This window comes from Arthrobacter sp. TJ-178 (genome assembly GCF_058269275.1).
This window is the reverse complement of record NZ_JBZCNK010000003.1, coordinates 1-14,910: the sequence shown is the minus strand read 5'-3', so window position 1 is coordinate 14,910 and position 14,910 is coordinate 1. Positions and strand designations below refer to the sequence as shown.

At 63.6% G+C, this 14,910-nt stretch carries 17 protein-coding genes; 11 read left to right on the top strand and 6 right to left on the bottom strand.

Annotated elements, in window-relative coordinates; all coding sequences use genetic code 11:
• Positions 1–83 precede the first annotated feature (83 nt).
• From AC4D2Q_RS09610 to AC4D2Q_RS09600, 3 genes are all read left to right on the top strand, one after another.
• On the top strand, positions 84–494 hold the full coding sequence (locus AC4D2Q_RS09610; RefSeq protein WP_490925240.1) for a (R)-mandelonitrile lyase: 411 nt from the start codon (positions 84–86) through the stop codon (positions 492–494).
• A 12-nt stretch (positions 495–506) separates the two neighbouring features.
• Positions 507–1,154, top strand: coding sequence for a DinB family protein (locus AC4D2Q_RS09605; protein ID WP_490946241.1), 648 nt, complete (start codon positions 507–509; stop codon positions 1,152–1,154).
• A 105-nt stretch (positions 1,155–1,259) separates the two neighbouring features.
• Positions 1,260–2,342: an AI-2E family transporter gene (locus AC4D2Q_RS09600; protein ID WP_490946240.1), complete on the top strand. Its 1,083-nt coding sequence runs from the start codon at positions 1,260–1,262 to the stop codon at positions 2,340–2,342.
• 107 nt (positions 2,343–2,449) lie between these two features.
• On the opposite strand, the gene AC4D2Q_RS09595 is transcribed toward AC4D2Q_RS09600, so the two are convergent.
• On the bottom strand, positions 2,450–3,373 hold the full coding sequence (locus AC4D2Q_RS09595; protein WP_490946583.1) for a lantibiotic dehydratase C-terminal domain-containing protein: 924 nt from the start codon (positions 3,371–3,373) through the stop codon (positions 2,450–2,452).
• A 254-nt stretch (positions 3,374–3,627) separates the two neighbouring features.
• Here AC4D2Q_RS09595 and AC4D2Q_RS09590 point away from each other — a divergent pair, with 254 nt between their 5' ends.
• The 7 genes from AC4D2Q_RS09590 (at position 3,628) to AC4D2Q_RS09560 (ending at position 9,402) form a co-directional block, all read left to right on the top strand.
• Positions 3,628–4,329 (top strand): histidine phosphatase family protein, encoded by a 702-nt coding sequence (locus AC4D2Q_RS09590; RefSeq protein ID WP_490946239.1) that lies wholly within the window; start codon positions 3,628–3,630, stop codon positions 4,327–4,329.
• Between the two features lie 15 nt (positions 4,330–4,344).
• A complete protein-coding gene (locus AC4D2Q_RS09585; RefSeq protein WP_400932218.1) occupies positions 4,345–4,899 on the top strand; it encodes a DUF3090 family protein in 555 nt (184 codons plus the stop codon).
• Positions 4,899–5,666 carry an SCO1664 family protein gene (locus AC4D2Q_RS09580; RefSeq protein WP_490946238.1) on the top strand — a complete coding sequence of 256 codons (768 nt, stop codon included), beginning with the start codon at positions 4,899–4,901 and terminating at the stop codon, positions 5,664–5,666. The genes AC4D2Q_RS09585 and AC4D2Q_RS09580 overlap by 1 nt, the downstream gene beginning before the upstream one ends.
• A gap of 125 nt (positions 5,667–5,791) precedes the next feature.
• A complete protein-coding gene (locus AC4D2Q_RS09575; RefSeq protein WP_490946237.1) occupies positions 5,792–6,496 on the top strand; it encodes an MBL fold metallo-hydrolase in 705 nt (234 codons plus the stop codon).
• Positions 6,497–7,351: an aldo/keto reductase gene (locus AC4D2Q_RS09570; protein ID WP_490946236.1), complete on the top strand. Its 855-nt coding sequence runs from the start codon at positions 6,497–6,499 to the stop codon at positions 7,349–7,351. It abuts the gene before it with no gap.
• Positions 7,352–7,448: 97 nt separating this feature from the next.
• Complete coding sequence (locus AC4D2Q_RS09565) at positions 7,449–8,198, top strand: DUF1648 domain-containing protein (RefSeq protein WP_490946235.1); 750 nt, start codon at positions 7,449–7,451, stop codon at positions 8,196–8,198.
• Positions 8,199–8,322: 124 nt separating this feature from the next.
• Positions 8,323–9,402 carry an alkene reductase gene (locus AC4D2Q_RS09560; protein ID WP_490946234.1) on the top strand — a complete coding sequence of 360 codons (1,080 nt, stop codon included), beginning with the start codon at positions 8,323–8,325 and terminating at the stop codon, positions 9,400–9,402.
• A gap of 151 nt (positions 9,403–9,553) precedes the next feature.
• Here AC4D2Q_RS09560 and AC4D2Q_RS09555 read toward each other — a convergent pair whose 3' ends face one another.
• From AC4D2Q_RS09555 to AC4D2Q_RS09540, 4 genes are all read right to left on the bottom strand, one after another.
• The gene (locus AC4D2Q_RS09555) at positions 9,554–10,702 is read right to left on the bottom strand and encodes a baeRF2 domain-containing protein (protein WP_490946233.1); all 1,149 of its coding nucleotides are present in this window, start codon (positions 10,700–10,702) and stop codon (positions 9,554–9,556) included.
• Between the two features lie 360 nt (positions 10,703–11,062).
• On the bottom strand, positions 11,063–11,617 hold the full coding sequence (locus tag AC4D2Q_RS09550) for a hypothetical protein (protein ID WP_490946232.1): 555 nt from the start codon (positions 11,615–11,617) through the stop codon (positions 11,063–11,065).
• Between the two features lie 134 nt (positions 11,618–11,751).
• Entirely contained in the window at positions 11,752–12,093 is a 342-nt protein-coding gene (locus AC4D2Q_RS09545) for a YciI family protein (protein WP_490946231.1), read from the bottom strand.
• On the bottom strand, positions 12,090–13,142 hold the full coding sequence (locus AC4D2Q_RS09540) for a DUF2332 domain-containing protein (RefSeq protein WP_490946230.1): 1,053 nt from the start codon (positions 13,140–13,142) through the stop codon (positions 12,090–12,092). The genes AC4D2Q_RS09545 and AC4D2Q_RS09540 overlap by 4 nt, the downstream gene beginning before the upstream one ends.
• A 63-nt stretch (positions 13,143–13,205) precedes the next feature.
• Here AC4D2Q_RS09540 and AC4D2Q_RS09535 point away from each other — a divergent pair, with 63 nt between their 5' ends.
• On the top strand, positions 13,206–13,796 hold the full coding sequence (locus AC4D2Q_RS09535; protein ID WP_490946229.1) for a shikimate kinase: 591 nt from the start codon (positions 13,206–13,208) through the stop codon (positions 13,794–13,796).
• 61 nt (positions 13,797–13,857) lie between these two features.
• Here AC4D2Q_RS09535 and AC4D2Q_RS09530 read toward each other — a convergent pair.
• On the bottom strand, positions 13,858–14,910 hold a 1,053-nt coding region (locus AC4D2Q_RS09530), incomplete at its 5' end, for an HNH endonuclease signature motif containing protein (protein ID WP_490946228.1).

Sequence of the window (14,910 nt, the reverse complement as noted above, 5' to 3'; positions counted from 1 at the left end):
CGCTGTTAATCCACGGTGCGCCGCAGAGCCTCCCTCAAATCCCCTAAAGGAAGTACTGTCCAAGAAACCGATAGGAGAAGCGCTTGAGGATTGAACCCAAACCGCCCACAGTCAAGAACCCGCCCGAGCAGTTCACCGGTGACGTATATCTGGACATGATCGCCGCACCGCAGGACTCCAGCCAGCGGATGATCGTCAGCAAGGTCCGCTTCCTGCCCGGAGCCCGAACGGCCTGGCATTCCCACGCCAGGGGGCAGACACTGCACGTCACTGAGGGCACCGCCCTCATGGGGACACGCGACGGGACCGTCATTGAAGTCCATGCAGGACAAACCGTTTACACCCCGCCGGGTGAGGAACACTGGCACGGCGCCACTGCCGAGGATTACATGGAGCACCTTGCCATGCTCGAAAACACCGACGACCCCTCAGCAACCACAACCTGGCTTGAACACGTCACCGACGCAGACTACCGCCGGCCCGCCTGGAAATGATGAGCCGGCCCCATGAGTGAAGCAGCCAAGGCCGATCTGCAGCGGTATTTGCAGGAGGGACGCGATGCCATTGTCTGGAAGCTGGAGGGCCTGTCCGAGTACGATCAGCGCCGGCCCCTGACACCCACCGGCACAAACCTCCTCGGGCTGGTCAAGCACCTGGCGGGAGTGGAAGCCGAGTACTTCGGCGTGGTCTTCGACCGGCCCTTCGCCGAGGACCTTCCATGGCTTTCGCCCGATGCCGGACTAAATGCGGACATGTGGGCAAAGCCTGAGGAATCCCGCGACGAGATCATCTCCCTTTATCGGCGCGTGTGGGCGCACGCCGACGCCACAATTGCCGAGCTGTCCCTGGATGCTCCCGGGTACGTGCCGTGGTGGCGCGAGGCGAGCAACCCGGTAAGCCTCGCCCGGATCTTGGTCCACGTCACTGCCGAAACATACCGGCATGCCGGACACGCCGACATTGTGCGCGAATTGATCGACGGCAGCGTGGGACACCGGGACGGGTTCGACAACATGGCGGCCGGGGACGAGGCCTGGTGGCAGGACTACAACCAGCGGCTGGAGTCGGCGGCACGCAGTCACGGGGCAGGGAAAGATCCCCGTCCCTTGGACGCCGGTATGCACATGGACGCCGGCAGACAGGGTTGCCCCTAGACGGAGATGGCCCGGTGCGGCAATCTGTGGTGGTAGGGGCCTCCGGAGAAGAAGCAGCGAAGCCCGGACTGTAGCGTCGTCGTTCCCTGACAACTGTGAGGCCGCATGAGTGATCGTGAGCTGCCCGGGGCATCCGGACTTGCCAGGCCAGCGCGGATTCTGCTGACCTTGGCGGCTGCCGGTGGTGCCTGCTGGACGGTATGGGCAGGCCGGTCGATCCTGGGACCGCTGGTGCTGGCCGCGGCGCTCGTCATTATCGCGCTGCCCGCACGAAAACCCTTGGACCGGCGCGGCACCCCAAGCTGGGTAGGCACGCTCGTCGTCGTGTCGATCGCGTGGGGAATCCTGGTGGTTCTGGCCGTGCTGGTCCTTCTGGCCCTGGGGCAATTCGCGCGCATTCTGGCCACCTACGCAGGCCAACTGCAAGAGAGCGCCGAGACGATTGAGTCGTTTTTCCATAGCCTCGGATTCAGCACCGTGTCGATGGACGAGGTCACCGGGGCAATCCAGCCATCTACACTGCTGACGACCGTTTTCAATGCCGGCACGCAGCTGCTGGGCCTGGGCACGGCCGTCTTTTTTGTCTTCGCCTACGCGATGTTCCTCGGGATGGATGCTGCACGGTGGCAGAATCCCCCGACCGAGCTAGCGGAGGCGAGCGGCCGGCGGCTGCAGGCCTTCAACCGGTTCACCACCGCAACCAACCGGTACTTCCTCGTCAACTCAATATTCGGGCTGATCGTCGCGGTGATTGACGGACTCGCCCTCTGGGTCCTCGGCGTACCCGGTCCATTCGTCTGGGCGGTGCTCGCGTTCGTCACCAACTACATCCCCAATATCGGTTTCGTCCTGGGCGTGGTGCCTCCCGTCGTGCTCGCTGTCGCCGTCGGCGGATGGGAGCTGGGACTGCTGGTGCTGGCCATTTACTGCATCGTCAACGTCACCCTCCAAGTGCTGATCCAGCCCCGGTTCGTGGGGGAATCAGTAAGGCTGAGCGTCACGCTGACCTTCGCCTCGGTGGTTCTTTGGACAACCCTGCTGGGAGCGGTCGGCTCACTGCTGGCTGTGCCGCTTACCCTCTTCGCCCGCTTCCTGATCATCGGAGGAGATCCCGGTGCGCGCTTCGCGCAGTGGATCAGCGGCGATGACGGCCCGGAGGACACCCCGGACGGAGCCGCTTCCGGATGATCATCTTCGATCCGCTCCCCCGGAGGGCCGCGGCGGTACGTCTCTTAGCGGTACATCGCTTCCTGATCCGAAGCCACCGACATGGGCCAGCCCGACGGCGTCCACCGTCAATTTCCGCCCGACAGCTGCACCTCCAGGTCCTTACTCCAGGCGCGCGCATACAGCCCAAGGGCGGCCTCCTCATGGAGGGGAATGCCCATTCGGTTAAGCAGGAGCTTGCTTGCTGCCTTGGCCAGCTGCTGGGCACCGCGGCTGGTGCGTTGTTTGTCCGCCCGGTAGAGATACACATCGATGGTCTCTGCCCAGCGGTTGCGCCAGACCTCCACTGACGGCTCGGACGCCAGGGCGGCCATCATCCGATGGGCGGGCATGATCCCTGAGGGCATTTGCGCCGTCATTGATCTGTGCACCTGCTCGGCCCGCGAAGAGAAAGAAGGTGTACGGAACCTAAAATGAGTGTCCCAGTAATAGTCCCAGCTAACGGTCCTGCGGTCGGGCCAGAGAGCGGACCGGGGTCCGTGCATCAGCGCATGGCCGGTGTCGAAGAGCAGCAGGGCTGCCAGCGTTGAGCGCATGCTGTGGCCGGGAAACCGGTTGACCGCCCACATCGCCACATCAGAGGAAACCTCCGAAACCTCACCCGCCAGCTTCAGGCCCTCATGCCCGCCGAACCGTGCAAGGGCCGCCTCCATGACCTCAGGCAGAGAGTCACCCGGACTTGGAGGATAAAGAATGTCCTCTGATTGAGACAGTGTCACGGCACCCACTTTCGCCCTGTTCGCATCCGCCAGGGCGTGCGCAAAGTTCCAAACCCGCTCGACTACGTTGTCAGGGGCAAGCAGGTGCAGCTGCACTTGCGGAGGGGAAGTTTCGAGGCTCCTCGAAAAGTTGAACCGGTGGCCGCCCCAGCTCCGTGCCAGGGAACGAAGCGGGGCGACAATATGGCGGACTATTTCATCGCCCACATCTTTGTGCTCCGAATTTTGTTTGCCATCAAAGCCTGCCTCCGGCGACGGCTCCAGTGTCAGCATCGACCACATAAGGACTTTGTCTGGTTGCCGCTGTCGTGCTCCGGTCAATGTTTTTCCGTCAACAGTTCGCGTGTGCTTCAAATGACTCATTCCGTTCCGTCCACATACCGGTTGTGTATTTACGACTAACCCCCAGAATGCCCCGCAATGATGACATTTTTTCAATTTACAAGAAATCGATATTGATTTGAGAGGAACACTCGTTCCCTCGATTCTTCTCGGGTAGAGATGGTGCAGCCGGTTAGGCTGGGCAGATGGCAACAGTAATCCTCGTGCGGCACGGCCGCACCACAGCGAATGCGTCCGGACTGCTGGCCGGCCGCACCCCCGGCGTCGAACTCGACGAAGTTGGCCGCGGACAGGCGACTGTCACCGGGAACCGGATCGCTGCGGTTCCCCTCGTGGGAGTGGTGTCCAGCCCGCTGGAGCGCTGCCTGCAGACTGCGCAATTTATCCTCGACCACCAGCAGGGCATCCCGCACACCCCGATTGAGCCGGACCTGACCGAATGCGATTACGGCCAGTGGCAGGGCCGCACCCTCAGTGATCTGGCCAAAGAAAACCTGTGGTCGGCAGTACAGACGCAACCGTCCGCCGTCACTTTTCCCGGCGGCGAATCCATGGCCGGCATGCAGGCCAGATCCGTGGCGGCAATCCGGCGCCACGACGCAGCCTTCGAAGCCGAGCACGGGCCGGGCGCAGTGTGGGCAGCGGTGAGCCACGGCGACATCATCAAGTCGGTCCTCGCCGATGCGCTCGGCATGCACCTTGACCTGTTCCAGCGGATCACCGTGGGCCCGGCCTCCGTATCGATCGTGCACTACGGCAAGGGACGCCCCACCGTGTTGGCGACCAACACCGACGCCGGGGATCTGTCCTGGCTGGCGGCCAGCCCAACGCCGGAGGAAGCCCCGGTGGGCGGTGGCGCAGGGCACACGGCGCCAGCGGCAGGATGAGCCTAAGATAGTCCCATGCCTACAACCGTTCACGAGTTCGTCTGGCCTGACCGCGTCGTCGTCGGCACTGTCGGCGTACCGGGCCAGCGCACCTTCTATCTTCAGGTGCAAGCAGGGAAGCAGATCGTCAGCATCGCCCTGGAGAAGCAGCAGTCAGCTCAGCTCGCCGAGAAAATCGACGAAATCCTTGACCAGCTGATGACCGTTGAGGGCAATCCCTTCCACGTTCCCGCGAGCACACCCATCGAGCTTGTCGACAACGATGATCTCGCGACAGTCTCGGAACAGTTCCGCGCAGGCGTGATGAGCCTGGGCTGGGATCCGACAACGGCACAGCTCGTTATTGAGGCTTATCCGCTCGAGGAGGTTGATCCGGACGATGACGGATTCCTCGAGGAGGACGACGACGCCGACCCCGCCGAAGTGCTGCGGGTCAGCATGCCGGTGGGCACCGCCCGTGCCTTCGCCAAGCGCACCCGGGAAGTCGTCGGCGCCGGACGTCCCATCTGCGTAATCTGCGGGCAGCCGATCGACGCCGACGGACATACCTGCACCTTCCCCGAGGCCTGATGCCCGCGCCCGACCTGGTGACCGCAGAGCTCACGCTCACCGGCCGCATTACGACGGCGTCCAACGCCACGTTCCTGGGGCACATCGGCGATGCCGCCGTCGTCTACAAACCCATTGCGGGCGAGAAGCCGCTCTGGGATTTTCCCGACGGTTTCCTGGCACACCGCGAGGTGGCCGCCTATCTGGTGTCCGAGTTTCTGGGCTGGAATATTGTGCCGCGCACCTGGCTGCGCGACGGTCCGCTCGGCGAGGGCATGGTCCAGCTCTGGCAGGACACCGACCCCGAGCAGAACGCTGTGGATCTGGTGGCAGAAGAGGACGTCCCCGCGACCGGGTGGAAGCAGGTCCTTGAGGGCCAGGACGACAGCGGCCGGATTGTTGCCCTCATCCACGAAGACACGCAGGCGCTGCGCCGGATGGCGGTGTTCGATGTGCTGGTCAACAACGCCGACCGCAAGGGCGACCACGTGCTTCCCATGGGCGACGGGCACCGGTACGGCGTGGACCATGGGCTCACTTTCCATCACGAGCACAAGCTGCGCACCGTGCTGTGGGGCTGGATGGGAGAGGAGTTGAACGCCGAGGAGCTCGACGGCGTTGGGCGGGTCCTCGAAGGACTGCAGGGCGAGCTCGGTGCGAAGTTGGCCGAGCTTCTCACTGCCGAGGAGATTGAGTCGTTCGCCGCGCGTTGCGTCCGGCTGCGGTCAAAGGGGCTCTTTCCTGCCCCGCGCGGGCAGATGCCGCCCGTGCCCTGGCCGCTTTTCTAGTCGGCTGCGGCACCGGACGAACCCTTAGCTGCGCTCCCATCCCGGATTTTTTTGATTACCCGGGTCAAAATCCTTTGTGCCGGAATACGCTGAATGGGCCGTATCCCAGCACAAGGAGCATGGCCATGAGCGAACATCCCAGTGGTGGAAGTGGGCAGCTGCAGGTCCAAGAAGTGGTTCGTGACATGGTGATTCCGGCCGGGGTCGCAGGTCCGGAACCGCTGATGATCGATGTGCGCTGTTACGCTGTGGCCCAGCCGGCGGGCATCGTCATCATTGACACCGGAATGCCCGACGCCGAGGCAGGCATTGCCGCAGCGGTCCAGGCACTCGGGGGAAGCTTCGATGACGTCCGGGACATCATCATCACGCATTCGCACCCGGACCATACTGGATCCCTTTTTGCCCTCACCGAGAAAGCTCCCCTGGCAGCCATCTATGCGGGCGGCCCGGACGAGCCGAATATCCGGGCACCCCACGGGATTACACCCGTCGGAGAAGGGACAGTGATTCAGGGCTTCGAGGTTCTTGCTACTCCCGGGCACACCGCCGGCCATGTGTGCATTTTCCACCAGCCAACCGGGACCCTGTTTATTGGCGACGCCGCCGCATCTGAACGCGGTGACGCAACCCGACCGCCCGAGTTGTTCACGGCGGACGCCTTCCGCGCCGAAGAATCCCTGGCACGAATCGCCGAGCTTGGCCCGGCACGCATACTCTTCTCGCACGGACAGGAGCTCGATGATCCGGCACAAGCACTTGCCCGCCTGCTCGGCGGTCCGAGGTCTATCAGGACAAGGCCGACACCCTCACCTCCAGGAGCGGAATAAATGATCCTAAACGAAACCTACACACTGGCCAACGGGCTGAGAATCCCGAAGCTGGGCCTGGGCACCTGGTTCATCGATGATGCCAGCGCTGCCCAAGCGGCCCGGGATGCGATCTCGCTCGGCTACCGCAACATCGATACCGCCCAGGCCTACGGCAATGAGCGCGGGGTTGGTGAGGGCGTGCGCACCGGCGGAGTTCCCCGCGGGGAGCTGTTCGTGTCCAGCAAACTCGCAGCCGAGATCAAGGACTATCCGCATGCGGTGGCCGCCATCGATAAGTCACTGGCCACGATGGGTCTGGATTACCTCGACCTCATGCTGATCCACAGTCCGCAGCCCTGGAACGATTGGCGCGGCGGTTCCTACGCGGAGGGAAACCGGGAAGCCTGGCATGCGCTCGAAGAAGCTCAGCAGGCGGGCAAGCTCCGCTCCATCGGTGTCTCCAACTTCGAGCAGCAGGACCTGGAGAATATCCTCTCTGTCTGCACAGTGGCGCCCCAGGTCAACCAGATTCTTGTCCACGTGGGCAATACGCCGTCGGAACTGCTTGCCTACTGCACCGCAAACAGCATCCTTGCGGAGGCTTACTCCCCGATCGCCCACGGGGAAATGCTGAAAAACGCCGATGTCACCGCCATGGCCGAGCGCTACGCGGTGACCGTTCCGCAGCTGTGCATCCGCTACACCCTGCAGTTGGGTACCGTTTCGCTGCCCAAGACGTCCAACCCGGATCATATGCGGTCCAATGCTGACGTCGACTTCGTCATCAGCGCCGAGGATATGAACACGCTGCAGCATCTGCAGATCAGCGATTACGGGAAGTACAGTTCCTTCCCTGTCTTTAGCGGGAAGTAAATCCGATCCACCATAACGGAGGAGGGTCGGACAGTTATTCTAAATACCGGTGAAGCGGCTCTGCGGATTCGGCTGGAATTCGGGCTAGTGTGAATTCATGGAAACGGACATCGACGTCAAAATGACCCGCGGACGGGCTCTACTCTGGCTGATTCATCCCGTAGGCGTGCTTATTTTGGCGGCCTTCTTCGCGTACGGCACCACCATCTATGACTCCCTCCCCGAGATGATTCCCACCCACTGGGGAGCAAGCAGTACACCCGATGAATGGGCCGACAAGTCCTTCGGTTCAGTTTTCGCCCCGCTGCTGGTCGGCGCTGGCGTGAGTGTCTTTCTGGCCCTGATTTCTGCCGCAGCTCCCCGTATGGTTCCTCGAAACCCAGATGCCACGCCGTGGGAACTCTGGCGCCGGGAAGGAATGATTCGGGGCATTGTGGCGGGGATGGGAGGCATGTCCGTTCTGATGGCGGCTCTTATGGCTGTGGTGTCGGTGTCAGCGTGGAAAAATCCGGACGGTTTTCCTGCCGGATCCGTGCTCCTCGTGATTGTCCTGATCCTGGTTGCTGTCCTTGCCGCCTCCGCTCTGTCCTCCCGCTGGGCACGCCGGACAGCACTGAGAAACGGGATCACGCCCACGGTCCGGGAGCAGGAAGAGGACAAGCTGTGGATAGCCGGCGGCATCTACAACAATCCGAAGGATCCGCGCATCATGGTTCCCAAGAGAGGAGGTTTCGGCACCGGTGTGACGGTGAACATCGGAACTTCCAAAGGGCGGGCCGCCGTCGTCGTTTTCCTGACGTTTTTTGTGGCGGTTCCGCTTGTACTCTTGGGCGTTTCAGCGCTCTGAACAGTGTGACTTGGGATGCTTTGCGGAATAACCGGCGTATTGCCCCCTGTTGTCGCTGGATATACGAACTACGGCCCAGGGCACTTTCAGTCCTGATGCCAGCGACAGAAGGAACCCTCCACCCGTGAAACTGTTTACCCCGCTCACCGTCGGCACCATGGAACTGCCCAACCGCCTCGTCATGGCCCCAATGTCCCGCGTGCGCGCGGACCGCAGCGGCGTGCCCACCGACATCATGGTCGAGCACTACCGCCAGCGCGCCTCCCTGGGCCTGATCGTCACCGACGGCATCTACCCCTCCTTCCCCGGCCAGGGCAACGCCCTGATGCCCGGCCTCGTCACCGAAGACCACGTCACAGGCTGGAAGCGCGTCACAGACGCCGTCCACGCCGCCGGCGGCCGGATCGTCGCCCAGCTCATGCACTCCGGACGCGTCGCCCACGAAAACATCAACGGCGGCCGCCAGCCGCAGGCCCCCAGCGCCATCGCGGTCGAGGGCATGGCCCACACCTACGACGGCAAGCAGCCCTTCCCGGTGCCGCACGCCCTCACCGAAGCCGAACTCCCCGGCGTCGTCTCCGACTTCGTTTCCGCCGCGCAGAACGCGATGAAGGCAGGGTTCGACGGCGTCGAGCTGCACGGTGCCAACGGCTACCTGCTGCAGGAATTCCTTTCCCCCGTCTCCAACACCCGCACGGATAACTACGGCGGCTCCCCGGAAAACCGTGCCCGGATGGTCATTGAGACCTACCGTGCCGTGGCCGAGGCCATCGGAGCCGAGCACACCGCCATCCGCATCTCCCCGGAACACAACATCCAGGGCGTGCTGGAAACCGACCGCGCCGACGTGACCGCCACCTACACCGCCCTGGTGGACGGCATCGCCGACCTCAAGCCGGCCTACCTGTCCATCCTGCACAAGGACCCGGCCGACGAGATGATCCAGGACCTGCGCCACCGCTTCAACGGCCCGGTGCTGATGAACACCGGGTTCGGTACGGTCACCAGCCGCGAAGACGCCATCATGGTCCTCGAAGAGGACCTGGCCGACGCCGTCGTCGTCGGCCGCCCCGTCATCGCCAACCCTGACCTGGCCCGCCGCTGGCAGGAAGACCTGCCGCTGAACGAGGTCGACCAGGCGACCGTCTACACCGACGGTGCCGCCGGCTACACGGATTACCCGGAGCTGGCTCCGGTTTCCTAACCGGATTCAAGACAAGCTCCCCGGCAGGTGCCCGGGGCACAGAAGAAGCGGGAACCGGATCACCCGGTTCCCGCTTCTTCTGTTTTGCCGTGTCGGGCATGTGAACTGTTTTCGGTGTACTCGTCCGGCCGGGGACAGGACGGCAGCACTTCTATGTAGCGTCGGCTCCGGGGGCAGCGGGTCCGGTGGGCCAGCGCAGCAGGGCGGCAGCTTGCACCCCTCCGGGCAGGACGCCGTCGGGCACCAAAAGCAGGCTGGCGTCCGTCAGAGCCGCCGCTCGCAGCAGTGCTGTCGGGGCAGGAACCCGGCCCAGCGACTCCGCGCCGAGGGCTTGTTCCTCCGCAGTGGCAACCCACGGCTCGCTGGCCAGAACCAGCAGCTGACGGTCGCTGAGGGCTTTGTCGTTGAGGATCAGCACATCAACCTGGGCCTGCTGAAGCGCATGGACCACTGCACCCACGCCGACGGCGGATTCGGGGTTGGCCTGTCCCTCCTGCAAAGCAAGGCGGTCCATGATTTGTTCCTGCTCGGCCGCCCACTGCAGGGCGATACGTTCCTGGACCTTGTCCTGGAAAAGATGCTGGTGGGAGTCTTCCGGCCGGGTTTCGGAATCGATCATGGTGACCAGCGGCTTGTGGGCCTCAGCCAGCTGGTCCTGCACCAGCCCCCGGGCACGGATGTCTCCGGCAAGGACAATCAGCCGGGCACCGCTGCTGTCGGCAATTCGGTCGATCTGGCCAGCAACTTCCTCTGCGTTCCGGCGCCAGATTTCTTCGGTCCGGCGCTGTTGTTTGCTCTGTGCCCAGTCCACACCGGCGGACAGTTTGCTGATGTCCTCGGTGGACCCCCTCACACCCTCCACCGCCGCGGGTCCGGGACGGCCCACGTACTCCAGCCGGATCTCGGCGTCCTCCCGTGTTGCTTCCACAACGATGTACGGGAATTCTTCGGGACGGTGCTTAATGAGCGGCAGCAGGTCCGGAACAGGACCCACGGAAACGTGTTTTGGTGTTACCAGCGGTCCGGGCAGCAGTTCGTTCAGCTCCACCGTTCCCTGCCGAACGAGCACAAAGCGGGAGATCGGGGCGGGCAGTCCGCGCGCCGGATCCACCGCAGCTTCCATGGCTGCCAGGTCCTGCGCTGGAGCCCCTTGCTGCGCCAGGGCTGCGCGAACCTCACCGGGGCGGACTTCGGCAGCTTCCGCACCTTCCGCCCCTCCGGCACTGGCGTCCACATAAGCGAGGCACCATGGACCTTGCTTTCGATAGAGATCCGCAAATCTGCGGAGGTGCTCCGTCATGTCGATCTCCTTCCCGCGCAGGGGCGGCCGCATATCGGTTAGATCAGTGCCTTCCAGCTAACACCGGTTGCGCCGGTAGTTGAAGAGTCCTCCTTCCACACGGGCCGGCAAACCCAAGCTGGGGCAGTCACTCCCCCGCGGCATCAAGACGTGCCGCTCCGTTCTTGACACGGTGCTCGAACAGGAGGCGGAGGTTCAGGACCACTCCGTCCGGCAGCATCCGTTCCTCCGTATGGGAGAGCATCCTCTCCTCGGACGCGCCATCCAGGAAAACTCCCGATCCCCGAAACCACCCGTTCGGGCGTGCCCTGCACAAGGGCGGTGCATGGCATGGCTCGCTGGCACTGGGCCACCCCGGGGTCAGCTTCCGGATACGCCCGGGCCAGCAGCTCCAACGCGGGCAGGCCAGCGGCCGGTCACCTGATGATATTCAATGGCCCGCAGCAGAGGCCCCACATCGAAGGTGCCGATGTTGATGCTGAGCTTCGCACCGTGAATGGACTTGATCGTCAGGATTTGCTGTCCTCTGGATCTGAACAGGCTGTAACGCGCAATGTCGCTGTAGGGGACAACGTGCTCCATTCCGAACGCGGTGCGAAACGCCACTTCGTGTGCCCGCGGATCAACGTAGAAGTTCCGGTACATTGCCACGAACGCGAGCCCGCACGCAAAAATGGCCGCCGCAGCAATCTGGGCTCCGAGAGGCATGCCGGGTGAGGCAAAGACCAGCAGCCCCATCAGAAATCCCACGCATATGAACAGCCAGCCGACAATCGGCACTGCCTTCGGCAGCCGGACCTGCTCGGGGTTCTCCTTGGACCGGTTCGGATGCGTCCGCGCCCACCAGCCGATGCCCGTGACTCCCAGCATGATGCAAGTAATGAGGACGAGCTTCAGGAAGAGTTGTTCTGCCACGTCGATTTGCCTCTCATAACTGCCAAGCCGGTCCGGAAACCCGAGGCCCGGTACCGGGTCCCCAGAGAATCTACTGCAATTGGAGCCCGCTCCGGCTGACCTGCTGCGGCAGGTGCGGTGCGGCTCCTCCCGGTTCAGCTGGCGGGATCGTCCATGAAGGCGCGCACTTCCTGCGCACACCGGCAGGCTGCCGCCATCTTTGCAGCCCACTCCAGAGCTGCCTCACGCGATGGCAGTTCCAGCACGGTGTATCCGCCTTCAATCTGTTTCGTCTGCGGGTACGTGCCCTCGATAACCGTTCCGGCGCCGTCGACCATCACCGGCCGAATACTCTCATCAATGCCTCCGCCGAACACCCAGACACCCGCGTCCTTCGCCTCCTGCAGCACCGCATGCGCTGCCTCCGATACCGCCGGCAGATCCGCTGCCGGGAGAACCATGGCGCTGCTGGGGAATGAGATCAAGTACTTCGTCATTGCGTCGACTCCTTATGGTGGCTGACTGGTTTCGCTGGTTGATATGGCTTTTCACCGTGCTCTGGCGCCAAAGCGCGAGCTGATTCCCGGAGTCTCTCGTACGACTGCCCGTGCGGGCCCGCCAGACCACAGGCTTTGCCGTTGACTGCCACAATCGTGCGCCCGTTAATGGGCTTCCGCACCTGTTCGGTGACGGACGGCAGCACCCCTGCTCCCTCATTGCTGATCCAGACGACGTCCGGGTACGTCCCCATCAACTCAACAAAACGCCGTCGGTCCTCCGCCTGGAGATAGACCAGCACCGCACTGTGGAACACCACAACCGTGGATCCTTCGGGCGCCTGAGCGATGAGTGCCGGAATCGTTTCAAGAAGGTCGCCCCGGACGAGCTGCGCCGGTTCTGCGGCCGCGATGCGTCCGGCGCGGCGGAGGCGGCTGCGCCGTTCGTCATGCTCCGGCCACACGAGTGCTTCAAGCCAGTCCATCTGCTCCGGATCTCGGACATCCAGCGGATTCAGATCCACTCCGGCCCGCCAGACGACGTCGGGCAGCCGCGCGGGCAGCGCAGTCTGGTCAATCAGGCATGGGATCGCCACGTCACTCGGTCCTGGCTCGGGGTCCAGTGCGCCCACCCGGTCTCCGACGTCGTAGCGGTAACTGTACCGATCCGGATACAGGCACAGCCCTGCCGAAGCACCCGCCTCGATGAGGCTGATCGGGCCCTCCAACCGACTGAGCACCGGCAGCAGCACGGCGCATCTGGCCGCTTCATTAGTCTGGGTTGAACGAACCATCGCCACAGGAACCACCTCGCTCCAGTGCGTCATCAACCAGTTCCTGAACGGCGCGTACTTCTGTTCAGGCGCGCCAAGCAAACGCGCGACGGCGAACACCAGATTGGGTTGTCGCTTGCTCCGGGGAAGCGAGGCGATCAGGGTGCAGATCTCCGGGTCTGCGGAAACTCCTCTGGCCCACGCTTCAAAGATAGGCGATATCCCCGCAGCTTCGAGCGTCGCGAACCGTTGATAGACCTCAGCCACCCCATCCATGGGCACACCCTAGCAGGCTGGATTGCTCCATTTTCGAGTGTCGCCTGTGGCAGGATCAAACCCATGCTCCGCTCTCCAGCCCTCGTCCTGATCGGCCCCGCGGCTGCCGGTAAGACCACCGTTGGCGAACTGGTTGCTGCGCATCTCGGGATGCCGTTTGTGGACCTCGATGAGATCGGTGAGCGCTATTACGCCGAGGTTGGCTGGAGCATCCAGCGGCTTGTGGACTGCAGCGAGCAGATCGGCCGGGTTGCTGCGGAGAGAGCATGGGAGCCTGCCCGAGCGCACGCGGTCCGTCGTGCGGTGGAAGATCATCCGGAGAGCGTTATGGCGATGGGTGCCGGCCACACGTCTTACCATGATCCGGATTGCATCGCGTCCGTAACCAGCGCGCTCGCCACTGTGCCCCATGTGGTGCTGATCCTGCCCTCTCCTGACCGTTCGGCAGCTCTCGCCGAGTTGCGGCGCCGGTCGCTCAGATCGAAGGGAACCACGTGGATTTCTGCCGGACATGATTTTCTCGCTGAATGGCACGACGACGCCGGGACGCGTTCGCTGGCCACCGACGTAACCTTTACGGCCGGGAATTCGCCTCAAGCGACAGCCGAACAGATAGTAGCGAACGTCCTGCAGCGCAGCCGCCCGTCGGTTTAGATGTGCGGCGAATCAGATAGAGCGGATGCTTGGAAGCGCGGCGGCCCAGAAATGTAGTGGTCTAGAAGGGCGGCGGGTTGCCTCCGTAGTCGTAAGGATCAGGATCGTCAGGTGACCCCCAAAGCGACGACGACGGCGGGGGCGACTCGCTGCCAGCGCCCGGCGTCCCCGTGGAGGGAGAACCGGAACCCGTGCCCGAACCGGAACCGGAACCGGAACCGGAGGCAAGGTGAAGATGCGGTTCGGTGCGGTAAGTCCGGCCGCCCGGTGAAACCCATTCGATAATGCCGGGTGAGTGCTGACGGGCTTTCCAAAAACCTTGGGTTTTGAACATGTGGTGGCGCCGGCACAAATGTTCCAGGTTGTCATGATCCGTTGTCCCGCCATGGGACCAGGGTCTGGTGTGGTCGATCTCGGAGATCAGGGCATTGGTGCGGCAGCCCGGGAACCGGCAGGTACCGTCCCGTGCCCGCAGCCAGCGCTGGAGCCTGGCCGGGACTTTCCGCCGGCGGCCGACCCGAAGGATCTCTTCGGTGTGCGGGTCGCGTTCCACCGGAGTCCACCGGGCCGCCTGCCGGGCGAGCCTGCGGGCTGTTTCCGCGCTGATCGGCCCGTATCCGTGCAGTTCCGCAGGATCCTCATCGGCTCCGAGGAGGCTTTCGGCGGTGATCAGGACCAGGATCTCGGTCCGGGCACCGGAACCGTGCCTGATGGGACGGTCCTGTCCACGGCCGCCCGACCTCTCATCGTCACCATTCCCTCCGTCGCCGTCGCCGTTGCCGTTGCCGTTGTTGCCGGCGTTACCGGCACCAGCAGGGTTTGTGCCACCGGTGCGGTTGATGTCCCGGCCGAGCCGATCACCGAGGCCGCGACCAGTACTTTCAATACTGTCCGGACTGTCAGCACTGCCCGTGTTGTCCGGACTGTGAGCACTATCGGAACTGTCAGCAGTCTCGTTCTCGCCCCGGACCCACACACCATCACCCTCAGCGTTACCGCCCGGGTCTCCGGTTCTGCCGCCGCTGGTCAGCAGGTCCGCAAAGATGTCGGCACGCAACTGATCCACCGGACGGGGATCCCCGGCAGCCTGCTCACCCCGGGCCGCAACACTGAG

Coding starts and splice junctions, on each gene's coding strand:
- AC4D2Q_RS09605 (WP_490946241.1), top strand. CDS start 507: ATGAGTGAAGCAGCCAAGGCCGATCTGCAGCGGTATTTGCAGGAGGGA.
- AC4D2Q_RS09600 (WP_490946240.1), top strand. CDS start 1,260: ATGAGTGATCGTGAGCTGCCCGGGGCATCCGGACTTGCCAGGCCAGCG.
- AC4D2Q_RS09595 (WP_490946583.1), bottom strand. CDS start 3,373: ATGCTGACACTGGAGCCGTCGCCGGAGGCAGGCTTTGATGGCAAACAA.
- AC4D2Q_RS09590 (WP_490946239.1), top strand. CDS start 3,628: ATGGCAACAGTAATCCTCGTGCGGCACGGCCGCACCACAGCGAATGCG.
- AC4D2Q_RS09585 (WP_400932218.1), top strand. CDS start 4,345: ATGCCTACAACCGTTCACGAGTTCGTCTGGCCTGACCGCGTCGTCGTC.
- AC4D2Q_RS09580 (WP_490946238.1), top strand. CDS start 4,899: ATGCCCGCGCCCGACCTGGTGACCGCAGAGCTCACGCTCACCGGCCGC.
- AC4D2Q_RS09575 (WP_490946237.1), top strand. CDS start 5,792: ATGAGCGAACATCCCAGTGGTGGAAGTGGGCAGCTGCAGGTCCAAGAA.
- AC4D2Q_RS09570 (WP_490946236.1), top strand. CDS start 6,497: ATGATCCTAAACGAAACCTACACACTGGCCAACGGGCTGAGAATCCCG.
- AC4D2Q_RS09565 (WP_490946235.1), top strand. CDS start 7,449: ATGGAAACGGACATCGACGTCAAAATGACCCGCGGACGGGCTCTACTC.
- AC4D2Q_RS09555 (WP_490946233.1), bottom strand. CDS start 10,702: ATGACGGAGCACCTCCGCAGATTTGCGGATCTCTATCGAAAGCAAGGT.
- AC4D2Q_RS09545 (WP_490946231.1), bottom strand. CDS start 12,093: ATGACGAAGTACTTGATCTCATTCCCCAGCAGCGCCATGGTTCTCCCG.
- AC4D2Q_RS09540 (WP_490946230.1), bottom strand. CDS start 13,142: ATGGATGGGGTGGCTGAGGTCTATCAACGGTTCGCGACGCTCGAAGCT.
- AC4D2Q_RS09535 (WP_490946229.1), top strand. CDS start 13,206: ATGCTCCGCTCTCCAGCCCTCGTCCTGATCGGCCCCGCGGCTGCCGGT.